This window comes from Streptomyces sp. KL116D (assembly GCF_030766975.1).
Taxonomy (GTDB): Bacteria; Actinomycetota; Actinomycetes; order Streptomycetales; family Streptomycetaceae; genus Streptomyces; species Streptomyces longispororuber_A.
In genome coordinates this window covers 32,001-50,669 of record NZ_JASERH010000069.1, presented here as the reverse complement: position 1 = coordinate 50,669, position 18,669 = coordinate 32,001, and the positions used below count along the sequence as shown (strand labels likewise).

Here is an 18,669-nt window from a genome sequence, read left to right as displayed (position 1 = left end):
CCTCTCCGCCGCCCGCCTGAGCGTCGCCTACGACGGGCGCCCCGTCCTGCACGACGTGAGCATCGCCGTACCGGCCGGGCACGTCACCGCGGTCGTCGGGCCCAACGGCGCCGGGAAGAGCACCCTGTTCCACTGCCTCGCCGGGACGGTGCGGCCCGACGCGGGGCGGGTGTGGTTCGGGGAGCGGGACATCACCGCGCTGCCGGCCCACGCCAGGACCCGCCTCGGCGTGGCCCGCACGTTCCAGCAGCTCGCCGTCTTCCCGTCGCTGACCGTGGCCGAGAACATCCGGGTCGGCGCCGAGCAGGGCCGCGTACGCGATCCGGGGTCGACCCGGCGCATGCTCGCGCTGTTCGGCCTGCGGGGCGAGCTGGGCACGTCCGACCTGCCGACGGGCACGCTGCGCCGGGTCGAGCTGGCCCGGGCGCTCGCCGCGCGACCGCACGTGCTGCTGCTCGACGAACCCGCCGCGGGTCTGGACGACGCCGAAGTCGCCGAGCTGGCCCGGCTGTTGCGGGCGCTCGCGGCGGACGGCACGGCCCTGCTGGTGGTCGAGCACGACCTGGACCTGGTCGCGGGCCTCGCCGACACGGTGCACGTGCTGACGGCGGGCCGGGTGGTGTCGTCGGGCCCACCGGACGCGGTCCTGTGACCGCGCCCCGATCGCTCCGCAGGGCCCACCGCCCGAGCCCCGAAGTCCCGGACGACGACCGAGGAGGTCATCCGTGCAGCGCGGCGTCCAGCTCCGCACCGCCCACGTCCACTACGGCCCCCTCGAAGCCCTGCGCGGCGTCACGCTCGCCGCCCCCGCCGGGACGGTCACCGTGCTGCTCGGCCGGAACGGGTCGGGCCGCACCACCGCCCTGCGCGCCCTGGCCGGCACCGCCCCGCTGACCGCGGGGTCCGTCCACTGGGACGGTGTCGACGTGACCCGCCGCACCGCGCACCGGCGGGCCGCCGCGGGCCTGTGCTTCGTCCCCGACCGGCAGGCCGTCTTCGCCGGCCTCACCGTCGCCGAGAACCTCCGGCTCGCCGCCCCGGACGGGGACGTGACCGCCGCACGGAACGCCTATCCGGAGCTCGGGCCGCTCCTCGGCCGCAGTGCCGGCACCCTCTCCGGCGGCGAGCAGCGCATGCTCGCCGTCTCCCGGGCCCTGCTCTCCCGGGCCCGGGTCGTCCTCGTCGACGAGCCGACCCAGGGCATGTCCCCCCAGGTGGCGTCCCGCACCTACGCGCTGCTGCGGGCGCTCGACGCCTGTGTGGTCCTCGCCGAGCAGCGGCTGCCGCCCGGCCTGCGCACGGACGGCACGGACCGTGGGGGCGGGGCAGGCGGGGCGGCAGCGGTGCTCGTGTACGAACTCGGGCGCGGGACCGTCGTGTTCAGCGGTGAGGCAGGCGAGCTCAGCGGGGCGGGAGGATCAGCATCGTGCCGGCGTTGAGCCGGTCGGGACGCGGGCCGACCATGTCCCGGTTGGCCTTGTAGAGGGCCTGCCAGCCGCCTCTGATCCGGAACCGGCGGGCGATCGAGGTGAGCGTCTCGCCGCGCTGCACCACGTGGACGCGGCCGTCGAGCCGGTACCGCTTCGAGCAGGCGGGCCAGGCCCGCCACCCCTGGCGGCGCAGCACCTCCTCGGCGACCTTGATCTGTTCGGCGCGGGTGGCGAGGTCGGCGCGCGGCGCGTACGCGAGGCCGCCGTGCTCCTCCCAGGTGGCCTGCCAGAACTGCAGCCCGCCGTAGTAGGAGTTGCCGGTGTTCGCGTTCCAGCGCCCGTTGCTCTCGCACTCGGCGAGGCAGGACCACGGCCACTGGTCGCGCGCGCAGTCGTACGGCTTGCGGGCGGTGGCCGCCGGGCCCGGCCCGGCGGCCGCGGGGAGCGGTGCGAGGGCCAGGGCGAGCAGCGCGCCCACCAGGACCGGCACCCAGCGCCGGACGGCCGGCGGCGGCTTCGGGAGCGCAGACGTCTGATGCATCGCGTCACGCTAGGCAGCCGCCGCGGGCGCCGCTCCGGTGCCGCGCCGCGCCGCCCGCGGCCCCACCCGGTCGGCGCACCGGGCAGGACCGCGATCGCTGCCGGCCGCTAGCGGAGCATCAGGCGCTGGCCCGGGAAGATCAGGTCCGGATCGCCGCCGATGACCGCCTTGTTGACGGCGTACAGCCGCTGCCAGCCGACGCCGTGGGCGGCAGCGATCCGGCCGAGGGTGTCGCCGCCGCGCACGACGTAGCCGCCGCGCCGGGCCGATCCGCGGTCGGTGTGCGCCGACGTGCGCTTCGGGGCGACGGCCCTGGGCGCCGCCTTCCGGGGAGCCGCGGCGGCGGCCGGCGCGCTGCCGTACGCGCCCGCCCGGACCGAGCAGGTCGGCCAGGCGCCCCAGCCCTGTCCGCGCTGCACCTTGGTGGCGACGGCGATCTGCTGGGACTTCGTGGCCCGGTCGGCCGTCGCGGCGTAGGCCCCTCCGCCGTACGCGCGCCAGGTCCCCGCGGAGAACTGGAGTCCTCCGTAGTAGCCGTTGCCGGTGTTGATGTGCCAGTTGCCACCGCTCTCGCAGCGGGCGATGCGGTCCCAGACGCCGCCGTCCGCCGCGGGGGCGGCGGCCGGAAAGGCGAGGAGACCGAGGGGGGCGAGCAGAGCCGCCCCGGCTAACACCGCTGTCGTTCGAGCCGTACGTATCGGCACGGACATGAGAATCCCTCTCGTGGACTGCTCGTTGCAGACGGCGGTGGAATCTAGGCAGCGCACGGGGTGGGCATCAACCAACTCCTTGTCACTCCAGGCCAGTTCGCCGTTACTGGAAGTAGCGACGAATTCACGCCACCCACTTCATGGGCTGATTTCATGATTTGTCGACCTGTCACTTCGATGATCTGTGACCCACTTCACTCACTCAACTTCCTTGGAACACCTACAAGTTGTCGTGGAGTGACAGATTCCGGGCGCGCTCTCACGGTCCGCGTCGGATGGGTGGATTCCGTTCGGTTCCGGGCGTGACTCCGGCCACAGATCACCCGTTGTCCCTTCATACGCATCCGCGAGAACCACCCCCAGACCGATCCTGAGGAGCCCCCGTGCCGCGCTTGCTCGACGTCAGTGACGACGTACGCGCCGAGATCGGCGACGACGAAGCCGACCGGCTGCTCGCCGGAGACAACGCCCCAGGCGGCTACGACTGCACGTCCTGCCGCACTCCGGGCGACTCGGAGCAGGAACGCACCAGCACGGTCCTGTTCGTCGGCGACGAGACCGCCGTCCTCGCCTTCGCCCACGCCGCCTGCCTGCCCTCGCAGGTCGTGCAGGTCGCCGAGGACCAACTGCAGGGCGCCGTACGGTCCATGACCGGCGCCCCCGACGAGGGCGCCGGCGCGGCGCCCGAGGCCGCCCCCGCCCAGGCCGTGCTCGGCGTGACCAGCGGCCTGGTGCTGATCGCGGGCGAGCTGCACCCCGCGCTCGTCGTGGAGCCGACCGGCCCCATCTCCCGGCCCGGCGCCGAGTCCGGCGGCGACGACTTCCTGCCGCTCCTGATCGAGCAGGGCTTCATGCCGCTCACCGAGCTGACGGAGGCGCCGCGCGCCCTGCCCGGCTGGTCCGTGCTGCTCGCCATGGGCCAGCTGCACGCGGTCCTGCAGCCCGGCACCGGCGGCCCCTCCGCCCAGGTCGCCTGGTGGCAGGCGCACCAGCCGCTCCTCGTGACGGAGGGCTGGCGGGCCGCGGCCAACAAGACGCACACGGTGCTCGTCTTCGCGGCCCCGGTCGGCTCGGTCGGCCGTCAGCCCCGTGAGGACCTGCTCCGCGACGCCCTCGACAAGGCCGCGGCGAACGGCCGCCTGGTGGCCGCAGCGATGCCGCTCGCCGGCACCTGAGCCGGTACCCGAGCCCGCACCCGAGCCGACCCCCGGCAGACCCCCGGACCCCCACGAACGCGCCGGTCACACTCCTGACGCCCCGCACAAGCCGAGGCCAAGGGCGCATCCGTCGGGGGTCCGGGTCGTTGGCACAGACGTGCACCCATACGACCCCACCTCATCCTCGTCCGGGCGGCGTCAGCCGTACCAGAGCCACATCCCGTCGATGCGTCCCGCGGAGGACCAGCCGAGCAGTCACTCGGCCACTCCGATCTACGACGCGCTGTACGCGGAGTACCGCCGGTCCTTCCGGGCCCTGCCCGGCGACCGCAGCGGCGAGGAGGACCTCGGGTTCACGGCGTTCGGCACGGGCCCCTACGCGACGCGCCACCACACCCCGCACTACCCGGCGGTCCAGCACCACCACGCCTGGCACCCACAGACGAACGGGCGGCAGCACGGCCAGGGAGGTCACCTCCCGGCCGCGCTGCCGCCCGCTCCGCGTCGCGAGCACTGAGCCCGCGACGCCCCGTACGGCGAACTACTTCTTCTTGCCGCGCTTCTCCCGCACCCGCACGGACATGTGGATCGGCGTCCCCTCGAACCCGAACTCCTCGCGCAGACGCCGCTCCACGAACCGCCGGTAGCCCGCCTCGATGAAGCCGGAGGCGAACAGCACGAACCGCGGCGGCTTGGTGCCGGCCTGCGTGCCGAACAGGATGCGGGGCTGCTTGCCGCCGCGCACCGGGTGCGGGTGGGAGGCGACGAGCTCACCGAGGAAGGCGTTCAGCCGGCCGGTCGGGACGCGCGTCTCCCAGCCGTCCAGGGCGGTCTCGATGGCCGGAACCAGCTTCTCCATGTGGCGGCCGGTGCGCGCCGACACGTTCACCCGGGGCGCCCAGGCGATCTGCGCGAGCTCGGTCTCGATCTCGCGCTCCAGGTAGTAGCGGCGCTCCTCGTCGAGGGTGTCCCACTTGTTGAACGCGACGACGATCGCGCGGCCCGCCTCGACCGCCATCGTCACGATGCGCTGGTCCTGGATGGAGATCGACTCGGACGCGTCGATCAGGATGACCGCGACCTCCGCCTTCTCGACGGCGGCGGCGGTGCGCAGCGAGGCGTAGTAGTCGGCGCCCTGCTGCAGGTGGACGCGCTTGCGGATGCCCGCCGTGTCGACGAACTTCCAGGTGACACCGCCGAGTTCGATGAGCTCGTCGACCGGGTCACGGGTGGTGCCCGCCAGCTCGTTGACCACGACGCGGTCCTCGTTCGCCACCTTGTTGAGCAGCGAGGACTTGCCGACGTTCGGGCGGCCGATCAGGGCGATGCGGCGGGGTCCGCCGACGGCCGTGCCGAAGGTCTGGGCGGGCGCCTCGGGCAGCGCCTCCAGGACGGCGTCCAGCATGTCGCCGGTGCCGCGGCCGTGCAGCGAGGAGACGGGGTGCGGCTCGCCGATGCCGAGGGACCACAGGGCGGTGGCGTCGGCCTCGCCGGACGGTCCGTCGACCTTGTTGGCGCAGAGCACGACCGGCTTCTTGGCCTTGCGGAGCAGCCGGACGACGGCCTCGTCGGTGTCGGTGACGCCGACCGTGGAGTCGACGACGAAGACGACGGCGTCGGCCGTCTCGATCGCGTACTCGGCCTGGGCGGCCACCGACGCGTCGATGCCGAGCACGTCCTGCTCCCAGCCGCCGGTGTCGACGACCTTGAAGCGGCGGCCCGCCCACTCGGCCTCGTAGGTGACGCGGTCGCGGGTGACGCCGGGCTTGTCCTCGACGACGGCCTCGCGGCGGCCGATGATGCGGTTCACGAGCGTCGACTTGCCGACGTTCGGGCGGCCGACGACGGCGAGGACGGGCAGCGGGCCGTGGCCCGCCTCCTCGATGGCGCCCTCGACGTCCTCGACGTCGAAGCCCTCTTCGGCGGCGAGCTCCATGAACTCCGCGTACTCGGCGTCGCCAAGCGCCCCGTGCTCGTGCTCCGCCGAGCCCTCGGGCTGGATCTGGTCGTTCATGAAGTCCGTACCTCGTCGTTCATTCGTGGTGATCGGTGGATCGCGGCGGACCGCGGTCCACTACTGAAAGTCTCGCTCAGCGCCGGGTCAGGCGCCTGGCGTCGGCCAGGTGGGCGGTGAGCCGCTCCTGGATGCGCACGGTCGCCTCGTCGAGGGCCTTGCGCGTACGCCGTCCGCTGCCGTCGCCCGCCTCGAAGGGGTCGCCGAAGACGACGTCGACCCGGCTCCTGAGCGGAGGCAGCTCCTTTATCAACCGTCCGCGCCGCTCCGTGCTTCCCAGCACGGCGACCGGCACGATCGGCGCCCCGCTGCGCACGGCGAAGTACGACAGTCCGGCGCGCAGCGACGCGAAGTCGCCGTCGCCGCGGGTGCCCTCGGGGAAGATGCCGAGCACCCCGCCGTCGGAGAGCACGCCGAGCGCCCGGGTGATGGCCGTCCGGTCCGCGCCGGAGCGGTCGACCTTCACCTGGCCGATCCCCTCCAGGAAGGGACCGAGCGGCCCGACGAACGCCTCCTGCTTGATCAGGAAGTGCGCCGGTCGCGGCGCGACGCCCATGACCATGGGGCCGTCGATGTTGTGGGAGTGGTTGACCGCGAGGATCACCGGGCCGGTGGCGGGCACCCGCCACGACCCGAGGACGCGCGGCTTCCACAGCCCGTACATCAGGCCGACGCCGATGCGCCGGCCCACCTCGGCCCCTCGTTCGGAAGCGGACACAGGACTCACGCGGAGATCCGCTTCTCCTCGACGAGGGTGACCACGCACTCGATGACCTGCTGGAGGGTGAGCTCGGTGGTGTCGACCTCGACGGCGTCGTCGGCCTTGGCCAGCGGCGACGTCTTGCGGCTGGAGTCGGCCTGGTCGCGCTTGATCAGGGCCTCCTGCGTCGCCTTGACGTCGGCGCCCTTCAGCTCGCCGGAGCGGCGGGCGGCGCGGGCCTCGGGCGACGCGGTGAGGAAGATCTTCAGGTCGGCGTCGGGCAGCACGGTCGTGCCGATGTCCCGGCCCTCGACGACGATGCCCCGGCCGTCCGCGGCGGCCGCGGCGGCGGTGGTGCGCTGCAGCTCGGTGATCCGGGCGCGCACCTCGGGGACGGCGCTGACGGCGCTGACCTTGGAGGTGACGTCGGTGGTGCGGATCGGGCCCGCGACGTCCGTGCCGTCCACCGTGATGGTGGGCGCGGACGGGTCCGTGCCGGACACGATCTCGGCCTTGTCGGCGACCGCGGCGATCGCGGAGGGGTCGGTCAGGTCGATGCCGTTGTGCACCATCCACCAGGTGATCGCCCGGTACTGGGCGCCGGTGTCCAGGTAGCTCAGGCCGAGCTGCGCGGCGACGGCCTTCGAGGTGCTCGACTTGCCCGTGCCGGAGGGTCCGTCGATGGCGACGATCACGGCTGCCGGGGTTTCCATGGGTGACGGACACCTTTCTCAGTGCACGGGGGCATGCGTACGGGGCGCGGACACGCCCCGTACAAGGTTACTGGCTCCGGAAAGCGCCGCTTACGGCCGCCTTCCCCGGCGCCCGCTGCCGCCTACTGCCGCATCGCCCAGCCGCGCTCGCGCAGCGCCGCCGCCAGTTTCGGCGCCGCGGCGGGCTGCACCATGAGCTGCACGAAACCGGCCTGCTGCCCGGTGGCGTGCTCGATGCGCACGTCCTCGACGTTGACGCCGGCGGCGCCCGCGTCCGCGAAGATGCGGGCCAGCTCGCCGGGCTGGTCGGAGATGAGGACGGCGACGATCTCGTACGCGGCCGGGGCCGCGCCGTGCTTGCCGGGCACCCGCGCCTGTCCCGCGTTGCCCCGGCGCAGCATCGTCTCGACGCCGTCGGCGCCGTCACGGCGCTTGGCGTCGTCGGAGGACTGCAGGGAGCGCAGGGCCTGCACGGTCTCCTCCAGGTCGCCGGCGACCGCGGAGAGCAGATCGGCGACGGGGCCCGGGTTCGCGGAGAGGATGTCGATCCACATGCCCGGGTCCGAGGCGGCGATCCGCGTGACGTCGCGGATGCCCTGGCCGCACAGCCGTACGGCGGTCTCCTCGGCGTTCTCCAGGCGGGCCGCGACCATGCTGGAGACCAGGTGCGGCATGTGCGAGACGAGGGCGACGGCCCGGTCGTGGGCGTCGGCGTCCATGACGACGGGCACGGCCCGGCAGAGCGCGACCAGCTCCAGGGCGAGGTTCAGCACCTCGGTGTCCGTGTCCCGGGTGGGCGTGAGCACCCAGGGCCGCCCCTCGAAGAGGTCGGCGGTGGCGGCGAGCGGGCCGCTGCGCTCCCGGCCCGACATCGGGTGCGTGCCGATGTACGGGGTGAGGTCGAGGCCGAGCGCCTCCAGCTCGCGGCGCGGGCCGCCCTTCACGCTGGCGACGTCCAGGTAGCCGCGGGCCACGCCCCGGCGCATGGCGTCGGCGAGCGAGGCGGCGACGTGCGCGGGCGGCACGGCGACCACGCACAGATCGACAACGCCTTCGGGTGCCTCGTCCGTGCCGGCGCCGAGCGCCGCGGCGGTGCGGGCCTGGCCCGGGTCGTGGTCGGCGAGGTGCACGGTGACACCGCGCGAGGCGAGCGCCAGGGCGGCCGAGGTGCCGATCAGGCCGGTGCCGATGACGAGTGCGGTTCTCACTGGGCGATGTCCTTGCGCAGGGTGGCCGCGGCGCCGAGGTAGACGTGCGCGATCTCCGACTTGGGCAGCTCGGTCTCGATGTGGGCGAGGAGCCGGACCACGCGCGGCATGGCGCCCGCGATGTCGAGTTCCTGGGCGCAGATCAGGGGGACGTCCACGATGCCGAGCTTGCGGGCGGCGGCGGCCGGGAAGTCGGAGTGCAGGTCGGGCGTGGCCGTGAACCATATGGAGATCAGGTCGTCGCCGGTCAGCCCGTTCCGCTCGATGACGGCGGTGAGCAGCTCGCTGACCTGCTCGTCCATGTGCTCGGCCGTGTCCCGCTCCAGCTGGACGGCGCCCCGCACCGCTCGTACCGCCACGGTGTCGCTCCTTGTTCCTGTCCGTACGTTCTGCCACCGCCCAGCGTAGTTGGGGCCCCGCGCACGGGTGCGCGGCGCCCGTCCTTCGAGACGGCCGCCGCGCACCCCTGGGCGTACCGCTACAGCTTCTGCTGCTCGACGAGCTGGTCCAGGGTGAGGCCGGGGACCTCTCCGTCGGGGGTGAGCTTGTCGACGGCCGTCGGCAGCGCCCCGGCGATGTCCTGGGCGGCCTGGTCGGGGGTGACGCCGGACTCGGCGGCGACCTTCTGCAGGGTCACATCGGGCAGCGCCTCCTTGACCTGGTCGGGGGTGAGCGACTTGTTCTCGCCCTTGCCGACCCAGGACTCGACCTGCTCCTGGCTGACCAGACCCGACTTGGTGATCTGTTCGAGGAGCCCGCCCAGCGGATTGCCGCCGGCCGAACCGCTCTGCCCCTTGGTGAAGGCCGCGAGCAGCGAGGTGAGCACGCTGCCCGCGGAGCCGCCTCCCCCCTTGTCGCCCAGGAGGCCGCCGAGGAGGCTGCCGAGGTCAAGACCGCCGTTGTTGCTCGCCATGGGTCACGCCTTTCGAGACGTACGAGGAGTCACCGCGGAGGGGGCGCGCGGCCCCAACCGCAGACCCTGCCAATGTCACCCGAACCGCCCCCTGTCGCCACTCGGCCGGAGCTGCTTGCATGGGGAGGGCGGCACCGCGCCGTCACCGCTTCGGGGGAGGCGCCATAAAGCGTTCGGGACCCCTCTACACGCTCTTCGCCGGTCTGGCGCTCGGCCTGTTCATGCTGTCGCTGAACGCGACGACGGGCGAGGCCGGCACCCCGTACGGGGGCGCGCCCGCCGCATCGCCTTCGGCCACCGGCGTGCGCCCGTCGAAGTCCGCGAGTCCGGCCGCGAGTCCCACCGAGAGCGCGACCACTCCCCCGAGCCCGTCCCCCTCCACATCGGCCGCCCCGAAGACGAGTTACGCGGGCCGCACCGACGACGACAGCTCCGCCGTCTCGGTCTCCGTGCGCGGCGACAAGGCGATCGCCTACTTCTGCGACGGCCGCACCAAGGAGTCCTGGCTGAAGGGGAACGTCGAGGACGACGGCTCCATGAAGCTCAGCGGCAAGCACGGCGCCAAGCTGGAGGGCCGGCTGGCGAACGACCGGATCCGCGGCACGGTCGAGGTCGACAGGAAGCCGTACGGCTTCACGGCGAACAAGGCCGTCAAACCGTCCGGCCTGTACCGGGCCACCACCGAGGTGCGCGGTGCCGAGGTCGACGGCGGCTGGATCGTGCTGCCCGGCGGCCGTCAGGTCGGCATCGTCCGGCGCGACGACGATCCGTCGGCCGCGCCGCCCATCGACCCGGAGACCGGCACCGTGACGGTCGACGGCGAGCAGCTCACCGCACGCCCGGTCGTCCCCTGACCCGCCCGGTCCCCGACCTTCGCGAGGGTTTCCATGACCGTCGATCCCAACGCCGCCACCCAGAGTTTCCCCGGACCCGACCACCGCCGCCCGAGCCCGGCCCGCTATCTCGTCCCGGCCGTCGTGGCCGCCGCGGTGGCGGTGGCGCTCGGCGCGTACGGCAAGGTGCACGATCCGGAGGGCACCGCGTTCAACCTGGCCGGGTTCTCCAGCACGAGCGCGGTGAAGTCCTGGCTGGCGACGGTCGCCTTCGCCTTCGCGCTGGTCCAGATCGTGTCGGCGTTCATGGTCTACGGGAAGCTGCACGGCCCGTCGTGGGCGCCCGCCCTGCACCGCTGGTCGGGCCGGATCGCGTTCCTGGTCGCCGTCCCGGTGGCGGTGCACTGCCTGTACGCGCTGGGCTATCAGACGTACTCGACGCGGGTGATGTGGCACTCGTTCCTCGGTTGCTTCTTCTTCGGGGCGTTCAGCGCCAAGATGCTGCTGCTGCGGACCGAGCGGCTGCCCGGCTGGCTGCTCCCGGTGGTGGGCGGTCTCGCCTTCGCGGTCCTGACGCTGCTGTGGCTGACGTCGGCGCTGTGGTTCTTCCGCACGGTGGGAGTGACGACATGAGGCGGTCCGCGTCGCGCAGGAGCGTTCTCGTCGCGGGCGCGGCGGCGCTCGCGGCGGGGTGCAGCAAGTACGGCGACGAGGGCGGGGGCGGCGACGACGCGCAGCCGGAGCCCGAGCCGTCCGGCACCCCGTCGTCCGGGGCGTCGTCGGCCGGGGGCCCGTCGTCCAGCGGCGCCGGGCAGCCGCCCGCCGCCGACGAGCTGACGAGGACGACGGACATCCCGGTCGGCGGCGGCAAGGTCTTCGCCGACGAGAAGGTCGTGGTGACCCAGCCGGAGAAGGGCGACTTCAAGGCGTTCTCGGCGGTCTGCACCCATGCGGGCTGCACGGTCCGCGACGTGTCGGGCGGCACGATCAACTGCCCGTGCCACGGTTCGAAGTACCGGATCGCGGACGCGTCGGTGGCCGGCGGCCCGGCGCCGCGCCCGCTGCCGCCGCAGAAGATCACGGTCACCGGAAATTCGATCACGCTGGGCTGACCGCTCCGCCTACGCTCGGCGGATGGAACAGGAACACCTGGAGCCGGCCGATCTGGTGCGCGACCACACGGTCTACGCGTGCGTCATGGGTTCGCGCGCCTTCGGCCTGGCCACCGAGGCGAGCGACACGGACCGCCGCGGCGTGTACCTGGCGCCGACCCCGCTCTACTGGCGCTTCACCAAGCCGCCCACGCACGTCGAGGGCCCGGCCGACGAGCAGTTCTCCTGGGAGCTGGAGCGCTTCTGCGAGCTGGCCCTGCGCGCCAATCCGAACGTGCTGGAGTGTCTGCACTCCCCGCTGGTCGAGCGCGTCGACGACACCGGCCGCGAGCTGCTGTCCCTGCGCGGGGCGTTCCTGTCCCGGCAGGCGCACAGCACGTTCGCCCGCTACGCGGAGGGCCAGCACAGGAAGCTGGAGGCCGACGTCCGTACGCACGGCGCACCGCGCTGGAAGCACGCGATGCACCTGCTGCGGCTCCTGGTGTCGTGCCGCGATCTGCTGCGCACGGGCGAGCTGACCATCGACGTGGGCGGGGCCCGCGAGCAGCTCCTCGCGGTGAAGCGGGGCGAGGTGTCCTGGGCCGAGGTGGACCGCCGGATGGCCCGGCTCGCGGCCGAGGCGGCGGACGCGGCGGACCGCAGCCCGCTGCCGGCCGAGCCGGACCGGGCCCGGATCGAGGACTTCCTGGTCCGTACGCGCCGGGCCTCGGCCGCCCTCAGCTCCTGACCGCCCCGTCCCACTCCGCGCCGAACGCGAGCAGCTCGTCGCGGTGCTCGATCCGCGCGACCCACTCCTCGGGCCAGGCGTCCGCGCCGAGGTGGGCGCCCGCGAAGGCACCGGCGAGCGCCGCGATCGAATCCGAGTCGCCGGAGGTGCAGGCGGCCCGGCGCAGCGCGAGCACGGGTTCGTCGACGAACTGGAGGAAGCAGGAGAGCCCGGTGGCGAGCGCCTCCTCGGCGATCCAGCCGGCACCGGTGGCGAGGCAGGGGTCGACCTCCGGGTTGGCGTCGCGCAGGGCGGTCTCCAGGCGTTCGAGGACGGCGAGGCACTCGTCCCAGCCGCGCGCCATGAAGTGCTGCGGGTCCGGGTCCTGCGAGCGCCGCCACAGGTCCCCGAGCCAGCGCTCGTGGTAGGTGGTGCGGTTCTCGAGCGCGTACGACCGCAGCCGTCCGACGAGTCCGGCGGGGTCGGCTCCCTGCGCGAGCAGGAACACGGCCCGTGCGGTCAGGTCGCTCGCGGCGAGCCCGGTCGGGTGCCCGTGCGTCAGCGCCGCCTGCAACTGGGCGGCACCGGCGCGCTGTTCCGCGTCGAGTCCCGGCAGGAGTCCGAGCGGGGAGACCCGCATGTTGGCGCCGCATCCCTTGGAGTGGATCCGGCTGGCGTCGCGCCAGTCCCGCTGCGGGTCCTCCAGGAGTTCACAGGCCCTGAGGCAGGTGTTGCCGGGTGCGCGGTTGTTGTCGGGCGACCGGTTCCAGTCGATGAACCGGCCGCGCAGTGCGTCGGCGTAGCCGGCCGGGGAGCCGGGGTGCCCGGCCCGCGCCACGGCGAGCGCCATCTGTGTGTCGTCGGTGATGTAGGCGACCGGGTGGCCGGGCAGCTCCATCTCACGCCAGGGCCCGCACTTGGCGAGGATCGAGGGGACGTCGTTGAACTCGGTCGGAAACCCCAGCGCGTCCCCCAGCGCGAGCCCGACCAGCGATCCGGTGGCGGCGTCCTTCGTCATCGGCGGTTTCCTTCCGCGGGTTCGGGCACGGGCCGCAGCAGCGGCGGATGCAGCGACACGGCGCCCCCGGCCCGGTACAGCGCCGCGGGCTTGCCGCGTCCGCCGGTCAGCCGGGAGGCGCCGGGGATCTGCTCGACGAAGCCGGGGGTGGCGAGGACCTTCCGCCGGAAGTTGGCGGGGTCGAGGTCGGTCCCCCAGACCACTTCGTAGACCTGCCGCAGCTCGCCCAGGGTGAATTCGGGCGGGCAGAACGCGGTGGCGAGGCAGGTGTACTCCAGCTTGCCGCCGATCCGCTCGTGCGCGTCGGCGAGGATCCGGTCGTGGTCGAAGGCGAGCGGGCCGTACGCGCCCTTGGCGCCCTCCTCGTACGGCAGCCAGGCGGCGCGGGCCGCGTCGCCGCCGCCCTGCGCGGCCGGGGCGTCCGGGACGAGCGCGGCGAAGGCGACCGAGACGACCCGCATCCGGGGGTCGCGGTCGGGCTCGCTGTACGTCCTCAGCTGTTCGAGGTGGAGTCCGGCGACATCGCTCAGGCCCGTCTCCTCGGCGAGCTCACGGCGTGCCGCGCTCTCCGCGGACTCGGCGGGCTCCAGGAACCCGCCGGGCAGCGCCCAGCGGCCCGCGTAGGGCTCCTGGCCGCGCTCCACGAGCAGGATGTGCAGTCGGCCGGCCCTCAGCGTGAACACGGCGAGGTCGACGGTGACGGCGAAGGGTTCGTAGGCGTACTTGTCGTAGCCGGGCATGCGGCAGCCCCCTCCCTTTATTGGTCTTGATGACCTTAAAGGGAGGGGGCTGCTCACGACAAGACCCCTGCGGCGGGTCCTACAGGTCGACTTCCTTCATCAGCATGCCGACCTCGGTGTTCGACAGACGGCGCAGCCAGCCCGACTTCTGGTCGCCGAGCGTGATCGGCCCGAAGGCGACCCGCACCAGCTTGTCGACCGGGAAGCCGGCCTCGGCCAGCATCCGCCGCACGATGTGCTTGCGCCCCTCGTGCAGGGTCACCTCGACCAGGTAGTTCTTGCCGGTCTGCTCGACGACCCGGAAGTGGTCCGCCTTCGCGTACCCGTCCTCCAGCTGGATGCCGTCCTTCAGCTGCTTGCCCAGGTCACGCGGGATCGGGCCCACGATGTGCGCGAGGTAGACCTTCTTCACGCCGTACTTGGGGTGGGTCAGCCGGTGCGCCAGCTCGCCGTGGTTGGTGAGCAGGATGACGCCCTCGGTCTCGGTGTCGAGCCGTCCGACGTGGAACAGCCGCGTCTCGCGGTTGTTCGTGTAGTCCCCGAGGCACTGGCGGCCCTCGTTGTCCTCCATGGTGGAGACGACACCGGCCGGCTTGTTCAGCGCGAAGAACTGGTACGACTGGGTGGCGACGGTCAGCCCGTCGACCTTGATCTCGTCCTTCTCCGTGTCGACGCGCATGCCCTGCTCGAGCACGATCTCGCCGTTGACCTCGACGCGGGCCTGGTCGACCAGCTCCTCACAGGCACGCCGCGAGCCGTAACCGGCGCGGGCGAGCACCTTCTGCAGCCGCTCGCCCTCCTGCTCGGCGCCCGGGAAGGTCTTGGGGAGGTTCACCTTCGGCTTGCCCGCGTACCGGTCGCGGTTGCGCTCTTCCGCGCGCGTCTCGTACTCGCGGGAGTACGAGGGCGTGGTCCGGCCGCCGGAGCGCTGGCCCTGCTTGGGACCGCCCTTGGCGCCGCCGCGCGCGGACGCGCCGCGACCCGACTTCGGACCGTCCTGGGTGCCGCCGGGGCCCACGTCGTAGCGCCGCTCCTCGGGGCGCGGCTTCTTCGGACGGCCGGCGCCGCCCTGCTTGTCGTCGCGGGCGTTACCGGCACCGCGGTAGTTACCGCGGCCACCGCTGCTCCCGCCGCGGCCGCCGCTGTTGCCACCACGGCTCCCGCCGTTGTTTCCGCTGCTGTTCCTGCCGCTGCTGCTTCGCATCAAATTTCCGTTAGTCGGCTGTCTGCTGGATGGAGTCGGAACCCGGCGCATCGGGTGCGTCCGGATCGAACGACGGAACCCCTTCCAGCGTGTCCGCCTCGATCGCGTCCGCCTCGGGGAGGAAGGGCGCGAGCTCCGGCAGCTCGTCCAGGCCGCGCAGGCCCATCCGCTCCAGGAAGTAGTTCGTCGTCCTGTACAGGATCGCACCTGTTTCGGGTTCCGCGCCCGCCTCCTCCACGAGACCGCGCTGCAGCAGGGTCCGCATGACCCCGTCACAGTTCACTCCGCGCACCGCGGAGACCCGGGAACGGCTGACCGGCTGCCGGTACGCGACCACGGCGAGGGTCTCCAGGGCGGCCTGCGTCAACCGGGCCACCTGACCGTCGAGCACGAAGCCCTCGACGGCCGCGGCGTACTCCGGCCGGGTGTAGAACCGCCAGCCACCGGCCACGAGCCGCAGCTCGAAGCCGCGCCCCTGCACGGTGTACTCGTCGGCCAGGGCCCGCAGCGCGTCGGCCACGGCCCTCCTCGGCCGCTGCAGGATCTTGGCGAGGTGCTCCTCGGTGGCGGGCTCGTCGACGACCATGAGCACGGCTTCGAGGGCGGGCTTCAGATCGAGCCCGGCCACGGCGTCCCGGTCCGTCTCGACGCTCATCCCACGCCCTCCTTCTCCTTGCTCTCCGGCTCGGGGGGCCGGTCGAACTCATCGGTCACCACGGGTTCGGTCGCGTCCGCGCCGCCGGTCCAGCGCACGAGCAGCTCGCCGAGGGCGGTCTCCTGCTCCAGCGCGACGGCCTTCTCCCGGTACAGCTCCAGCAGTGCCAGGAACCGGGCGACGACGGTGAGCGTGTCCTCGGTGTCGGCCACGAGCTCCCGGAAACTGGCCTCGCCCACCTCCCGCAGCCGGGCCACGACCACCCCCGCCTGCTCCTGCACGCTCACCAGCGGGGCGTGGATGTGGTCGACGTACACCTGGGGCTTCGGCTTCGGCTGCATCGCCTTCACGGCGAGCCTGGCGAATCCTTCCGCCCCGATGCTGATGACGACGTCCGGCAGCAGTTCGGCGTGGTGCGGTTCGAGCCCCACGGTGCGCGGGTAGCGCCGCGCCTCGGCCTCCAGCCGCTCGCTGAAGATGTCGGCGATCCGCTTGTACGCGCGGTACTGCAGCAGCCGCGCGAACAGCAGGTCCCGGGCCTCCAGCAGTGCGAGGTCGGCCTCGTCCTCGACCTCGGCGGCGGGCAGCAGCCGCGCGGCCTTCAGATCGAGCAGCGTCGCGGCGACGACCAGGAACTCGGTGGTCTGGTCGAGGTCCCAGTCGGGTCCCATGGCGCGGATGTGCGCCATGAACTCGTCGGTGACCTTGGACAGGGCGACCTCGGTGACGTCGAGCTTGTGCTTCGAGATCAGCTGCAGCAGCAGGTCGAAGGGCCCCTCGAAGTTCGCCAGCCGAACCTTGAACCGCCCGTCGTCGGCCTCGGCCGCCTCGGGCGCCTCCGCCACGGACTCCGCGGTCCCGGCGCCGCTCTCGGGTTCCGCCGCCGCCCCCGCCTCGACCGGCCCCGGCTCCTCCTCCGAGGGCTCCGGTTCGGGCTCGACCGGCTCGGGCGCGGCCAGCGCACCCCGGCCCAGCGCACGCCGACGCGCCCCACGGTCAGGGGGCGTAGAGGGATCCGGCTGGGCGGAGTCGTTCACGGGCATCACTGCCGGAGGCTACCGCTGAAGGCGCTAACGCCCACGCAGCCGACGTACGAGAATGCTCGCGTCCCCCCGGGACTCCAGGTCGGCCAGGACCACGGCGACCGCCTCGCGCACGATGCGGCCCCGGTCCACGGCGAGCCCGTGCTCACCGCGCAGCACCAGACGCGCGTGCTCCAGGTCCATCAGCTCTTCGGCGGAGACGTACACGGTGATCTTCTCGTCGTGCCGCTCACGCCCGCTGGGCCGCCGGTTCGCGGCCCGGGCACGGCGCCGCGCGGGCGCGGACCCCCGACCGCTGCCAGAACCTTCCTGCGCCCCACCCGACGACCGCCGGGCCGGCTTCTCCCCGGCCTCCGCCGCGGCGGCCCGACTGCGCGAACCGGCGTCGGACTCGGCCTCGGCCGCGGTGTGTTCGGCAGCCGCGGCGTCCGCGTCACCGTCCTCGCCCGAGGACGCCGCTGCGGCCGCCTCGTCGCTCTCGCCGGCCGGGCCGGGAACCCGCGCCTCGCCGTTCGCCGCCCGCCGCGGCGACGACGCCTGCAGTGCCATGCCACCGGTCGTACGGAACAGTTCGTCGGCCCCCGGCAGACTCACTCGGCGTGACACCGGGCGAGCACCTCCCTGGCGAGCTGGCGATAGGCGGCGGCACCGACCGAGTTCGAGGCGTACGTGGTGATCGGCTCACCGGCGACCGTGGTCTCCGGGAAGCGCACGGTCCGGCCGATCACCGTGTGGTAGACGTGATCGTCGAACGCCTCGACCACGCGCGCGAGGACCTCACGGCTGTGCACGGTCCGCGAGTCGTACATCGTGGCGAGGATGCCGTCGAGTTCGAGGTCCGGGTTCAGCCGCTCCTGGACCTTCTCGATCGTCTCGGTCAGCAGGGCCACACCGCGCAGCGCGAAGAACTCGCACTCCAGCGGCACGATGACCTTGTGAGCGGCCGTCAGGGCGTTCACGGTCAGCAGGCCGAGCGAGGGCTGACAGTCGATCACGATGTAGTCGTAGTCGGCCATCAGCGGCTTCAGCGCCCGCTGCAGCGTGGACTCCCGGGCCACCTCGCTGACCAACTGCACCTCGGCAGCGGACAGGTCGATGTTGCTCGGCAGCAGGTCCATGTTCGGGACGGCGGTCTTCAGGAGGACCTCGTCCGCGGCCATGCCCCGCTCCATGAGCAGGTTGTAGACCGTGAGGTCGAGCTCCATCGGGTTCACGCCGAGACCGACCGACAGGGCACCCTGCGGGTCGAAGTCGACGAGCAGGACCCGGCGACCGTACTCGGCAAGTGCCGCACCCAGGTTGATGGTCGACGTGGTCTTGCCGACGCCGCCCTTCTGGTTGCACATCGCGATGATCTTCGCGGGGCCGTGGTCGGTCAGCGGTCCTGGGATCGGGAAGTACGGGAGCGGACGCCCGGTCGGACCGATGCGCTCGCGGCGCTGGCGGGCAGCGTCCGGGGCGAGCGTGGCCGCGTACTCGGGATCGGGCTCGTACTCGGCGTCGGGGTCGTAGAAGTGCCCCTCGGGCAGTTCGTCGTAGTCGGCGAAGTGGCTGTGTGTGTCGCCACTTCGGTCGCCGGCCATGGCGTTCACGTGATGGCCATCCATGCTCTGGTGTGCTGTCTGCGTCGGCGTCTGCTGGGGGCCGCTCATGGCGCTGCCCCGATAGCCGCTCTGGTGGGCCGCGAAGGTTCGGACAGCGACGGAGCCGACAGCTTGAAGCCCCGCGGAAACCTGTCCGCCTGGCTGGCCACCTCCGGGAGTAAATGTCGACTCATTCACAAGTCGTCTTACCTCCTTGGATGTGACCAGGAACATTTATCGATAGGTCAGCGTGGCACCATGCCGACGGTTGGCGACTCTATGGCGTGTCACCGCTCCGCAGCAACACAATCCGCCGGACCCGGCACGATGTGTCGGCACTTCAGCGACAACAGAGTGCCCTCATGTCAAGGGCGTGCGACGGTTCTTCG

At 72.7% G+C, this 18,669-nt stretch carries 23 protein-coding genes; 8 read left to right on the top strand and 15 right to left on the bottom strand.

The window, feature by feature from the left end; translation table 11 throughout:
* The coding region (locus tag RBJ77_RS28710; RefSeq protein ID WP_372347680.1) for an ABC transporter ATP-binding protein at positions 1 to 652 on the top strand (652 nt) is incomplete at its 5' end.
* A 73-nt stretch (positions 653 to 725) separates the two neighbouring features.
* Positions 726 to 1,439 (top strand): ATP-binding cassette domain-containing protein, encoded by a 714-nt coding sequence (locus tag RBJ77_RS28705; RefSeq protein ID WP_372347679.1) that lies wholly within the window; start codon positions 726 to 728, stop codon positions 1,437 to 1,439.
* Here the strand turns inward: RBJ77_RS28705 and RBJ77_RS28700 are convergent.
* Together RBJ77_RS28700 and RBJ77_RS28695 are read right to left on the bottom strand one after the other, a co-directional pair.
* Positions 1,402 to 1,971, bottom strand: coding sequence for a transglycosylase family protein (locus RBJ77_RS28700; RefSeq protein WP_372347678.1), 570 nt, complete (start codon positions 1,969 to 1,971; stop codon positions 1,402 to 1,404). The two genes, RBJ77_RS28705 and RBJ77_RS28700, sit on opposite strands and share 38 nt — an antisense overlap.
* A gap of 107 nt (positions 1,972 to 2,078) precedes the next feature.
* Positions 2,079 to 2,681 (bottom strand): transglycosylase family protein, encoded by a 603-nt coding sequence (locus tag RBJ77_RS28695; protein WP_372347677.1) that lies wholly within the window; start codon positions 2,679 to 2,681, stop codon positions 2,079 to 2,081.
* Positions 2,682 to 3,064: 383 nt separating this feature from the next.
* On the opposite strand from RBJ77_RS28695, the gene RBJ77_RS28690 reads away from it, so the two are divergent.
* Positions 3,065 to 3,856: a hypothetical protein gene (locus RBJ77_RS28690; RefSeq protein ID WP_255975976.1), complete on the top strand. Its 792-nt coding sequence runs from the start codon at positions 3,065 to 3,067 to the stop codon at positions 3,854 to 3,856.
* Positions 3,857 to 4,064: 208 nt separating this feature from the next.
* Positions 4,065 to 4,355: a hypothetical protein gene (locus tag RBJ77_RS28685; protein WP_255975975.1), complete on the top strand. Its 291-nt coding sequence runs from the start codon at positions 4,065 to 4,067 to the stop codon at positions 4,353 to 4,355.
* A gap of 24 nt (positions 4,356 to 4,379) precedes the next feature.
* On the opposite strand, the gene der is transcribed toward RBJ77_RS28685, so the two are convergent.
* From der to RBJ77_RS28655, 6 genes are all read right to left on the bottom strand, one after another.
* Complete coding sequence (der, locus tag RBJ77_RS28680) at positions 4,380 to 5,852, bottom strand: ribosome biogenesis GTPase Der (RefSeq protein ID WP_372347676.1); 1,473 nt, start codon at positions 5,850 to 5,852, stop codon at positions 4,380 to 4,382.
* A 76-nt stretch (positions 5,853 to 5,928) separates the two neighbouring features.
* Complete coding sequence (locus RBJ77_RS28675; RefSeq protein WP_372347675.1) at positions 5,929 to 6,618, bottom strand: lysophospholipid acyltransferase family protein; 690 nt, start codon at positions 6,616 to 6,618, stop codon at positions 5,929 to 5,931.
* Positions 6,576 to 7,265, bottom strand: a complete 690-nt coding sequence (cmk, locus tag RBJ77_RS28670; RefSeq protein ID WP_372347674.1) for a (d)CMP kinase — start codon at positions 7,263 to 7,265, stop codon at positions 6,576 to 6,578. Before cmk ends, RBJ77_RS28675 begins: the two co-directional genes overlap by 43 nt.
* Before the next feature lie 122 nt (positions 7,266 to 7,387).
* Positions 7,388 to 8,473, bottom strand: coding sequence for a prephenate dehydrogenase (locus tag RBJ77_RS28665; protein WP_372347673.1), 1,086 nt, complete (start codon positions 8,471 to 8,473; stop codon positions 7,388 to 7,390).
* A complete protein-coding gene (gene aroH, locus RBJ77_RS28660) occupies positions 8,470 to 8,832 on the bottom strand; it encodes a chorismate mutase (RefSeq protein WP_255975965.1) in 363 nt (120 codons plus the stop codon). The genes RBJ77_RS28665 and aroH overlap by 4 nt, the downstream gene beginning before the upstream one ends.
* A gap of 119 nt (positions 8,833 to 8,951) precedes the next feature.
* A complete protein-coding gene (locus RBJ77_RS28655) occupies positions 8,952 to 9,386 on the bottom strand; it encodes a YidB family protein (RefSeq protein WP_372347672.1) in 435 nt (144 codons plus the stop codon).
* A gap of 164 nt (positions 9,387 to 9,550) precedes the next feature.
* On the opposite strand from RBJ77_RS28655, the gene RBJ77_RS28650 reads away from it, so the two are divergent.
* Genes RBJ77_RS28650 through RBJ77_RS28635 form a run of 4 tightly spaced genes read left to right on the top strand, consistent with a single transcriptional unit; the run spans position 9,551 to position 12,058 of the window.
* The gene (locus RBJ77_RS28650) at positions 9,551 to 10,240 is read left to right on the top strand and encodes a hypothetical protein (protein WP_372347685.1); all 690 of its coding nucleotides are present in this window, start codon (positions 9,551 to 9,553) and stop codon (positions 10,238 to 10,240) included.
* Positions 10,241 to 10,273: 33 nt separating this feature from the next.
* Positions 10,274 to 10,852 (top strand): DUF6529 family protein, encoded by a 579-nt coding sequence (locus tag RBJ77_RS28645; protein WP_372347671.1) that lies wholly within the window; start codon positions 10,274 to 10,276, stop codon positions 10,850 to 10,852.
* Positions 10,849 to 11,331, top strand: a complete 483-nt coding sequence (locus RBJ77_RS28640; RefSeq protein WP_372347670.1) for a Rieske (2Fe-2S) protein — start codon at positions 10,849 to 10,851, stop codon at positions 11,329 to 11,331. Before RBJ77_RS28645 ends, RBJ77_RS28640 begins: the two co-directional genes overlap by 4 nt.
* Before the next feature lie 22 nt (positions 11,332 to 11,353).
* The gene (locus RBJ77_RS28635) at positions 11,354 to 12,058 is read left to right on the top strand and encodes a DNA polymerase beta superfamily protein (RefSeq protein WP_372347669.1); all 705 of its coding nucleotides are present in this window, start codon (positions 11,354 to 11,356) and stop codon (positions 12,056 to 12,058) included.
* Here the strand turns inward: RBJ77_RS28635 and RBJ77_RS28630 are convergent.
* The 7 genes from RBJ77_RS28630 to RBJ77_RS28600 form a co-directional block, all read right to left on the bottom strand.
* Positions 12,048 to 13,055, bottom strand: a complete 1,008-nt coding sequence (locus tag RBJ77_RS28630) for an ADP-ribosylglycohydrolase family protein (RefSeq protein WP_372347668.1) — start codon at positions 13,053 to 13,055, stop codon at positions 12,048 to 12,050. The genes RBJ77_RS28635 and RBJ77_RS28630 overlap by 11 nt on opposite strands.
* Positions 13,052 to 13,795, bottom strand: a complete 744-nt coding sequence (locus RBJ77_RS28625; RefSeq protein ID WP_255975953.1) for an NUDIX domain-containing protein — start codon at positions 13,793 to 13,795, stop codon at positions 13,052 to 13,054. The genes RBJ77_RS28630 and RBJ77_RS28625 overlap by 4 nt, the downstream gene beginning before the upstream one ends.
* Positions 13,796 to 13,874: 79 nt before the next feature.
* Positions 13,875 to 14,999, bottom strand: coding sequence for a pseudouridine synthase (locus tag RBJ77_RS28620; protein ID WP_372347667.1), 1,125 nt, complete (start codon positions 14,997 to 14,999; stop codon positions 13,875 to 13,877).
* A gap of 10 nt (positions 15,000 to 15,009) precedes the next feature.
* Positions 15,010 to 15,654, bottom strand: coding sequence for an SMC-Scp complex subunit ScpB (gene scpB / locus RBJ77_RS28615; protein ID WP_372347666.1), 645 nt, complete (start codon positions 15,652 to 15,654; stop codon positions 15,010 to 15,012).
* Positions 15,651 to 16,697 (bottom strand): ScpA family protein, encoded by a 1,047-nt coding sequence (locus RBJ77_RS28610; RefSeq protein ID WP_372347665.1) that lies wholly within the window; start codon positions 16,695 to 16,697, stop codon positions 15,651 to 15,653. The genes scpB and RBJ77_RS28610 overlap by 4 nt, the downstream gene beginning before the upstream one ends.
* 27 nt (positions 16,698 to 16,724) lie before the next feature.
* Entirely contained in the window at positions 16,725 to 17,303 is a 579-nt protein-coding gene (locus RBJ77_RS28605) for a hypothetical protein (RefSeq protein ID WP_372347664.1), read from the bottom strand.
* Positions 17,288 to 18,478 carry a ParA family protein gene (locus RBJ77_RS28600; protein WP_372347663.1) on the bottom strand — a complete coding sequence of 397 codons (1,191 nt, stop codon included), beginning with the start codon at positions 18,476 to 18,478 and terminating at the stop codon, positions 17,288 to 17,290. Before RBJ77_RS28600 ends, RBJ77_RS28605 begins: the two co-directional genes overlap by 16 nt.
* Between the last annotated feature and the right edge of the window lie 191 nt (positions 18,479 to 18,669).

What these genes read in the sequence shown, in the direction of transcription:
- RBJ77_RS28700 (WP_372347678.1), bottom strand. Translation starts at nt 1,971, where the DNA reads ATGCATCAGACGTCTGCGCTCCCGAAGCCGCCGCCGGCCGTCCGGCGC.
- RBJ77_RS28695 (WP_372347677.1), bottom strand. Translation starts at nt 2,681, where the DNA reads ATGTCCGTGCCGATACGTACGGCTCGAACGACAGCGGTGTTAGCCGGG.
- RBJ77_RS28685 (WP_255975975.1), top strand. Translation starts at nt 4,065, where the DNA reads ATGCGTCCCGCGGAGGACCAGCCGAGCAGTCACTCGGCCACTCCGATC.
- der (WP_372347676.1), bottom strand. Translation starts at nt 5,852, where the DNA reads ATGAACGACCAGATCCAGCCCGAGGGCTCGGCGGAGCACGAGCACGGG.
- cmk (WP_372347674.1), bottom strand. Translation starts at nt 7,265, where the DNA reads ATGGAAACCCCGGCAGCCGTGATCGTCGCCATCGACGGACCCTCCGGC.
- RBJ77_RS28655 (WP_372347672.1), bottom strand. Translation starts at nt 9,386, where the DNA reads ATGGCGAGCAACAACGGCGGTCTTGACCTCGGCAGCCTCCTCGGCGGC.
- RBJ77_RS28645 (WP_372347671.1), top strand. Translation starts at nt 10,274, where the DNA reads ATGACCGTCGATCCCAACGCCGCCACCCAGAGTTTCCCCGGACCCGAC.
- RBJ77_RS28640 (WP_372347670.1), top strand. Translation starts at nt 10,849, where the DNA reads ATGAGGCGGTCCGCGTCGCGCAGGAGCGTTCTCGTCGCGGGCGCGGCG.
- RBJ77_RS28635 (WP_372347669.1), top strand. Translation starts at nt 11,354, where the DNA reads ATGGAACAGGAACACCTGGAGCCGGCCGATCTGGTGCGCGACCACACG.
- RBJ77_RS28630 (WP_372347668.1), bottom strand. Translation starts at nt 13,055, where the DNA reads ATGACGAAGGACGCCGCCACCGGATCGCTGGTCGGGCTCGCGCTGGGG.
- RBJ77_RS28625 (WP_255975953.1), bottom strand. Translation starts at nt 13,795, where the DNA reads ATGCCCGGCTACGACAAGTACGCCTACGAACCCTTCGCCGTCACCGTC.
- RBJ77_RS28620 (WP_372347667.1), bottom strand. Translation starts at nt 14,999, where the DNA reads ATGCGAAGCAGCAGCGGCAGGAACAGCAGCGGAAACAACGGCGGGAGC.
- scpB (WP_372347666.1), bottom strand. Translation starts at nt 15,654, where the DNA reads ATGAGCGTCGAGACGGACCGGGACGCCGTGGCCGGGCTCGATCTGAAG.
- RBJ77_RS28610 (WP_372347665.1), bottom strand. Translation starts at nt 16,697, where the DNA reads ATGCCCGTGAACGACTCCGCCCAGCCGGATCCCTCTACGCCCCCTGAC.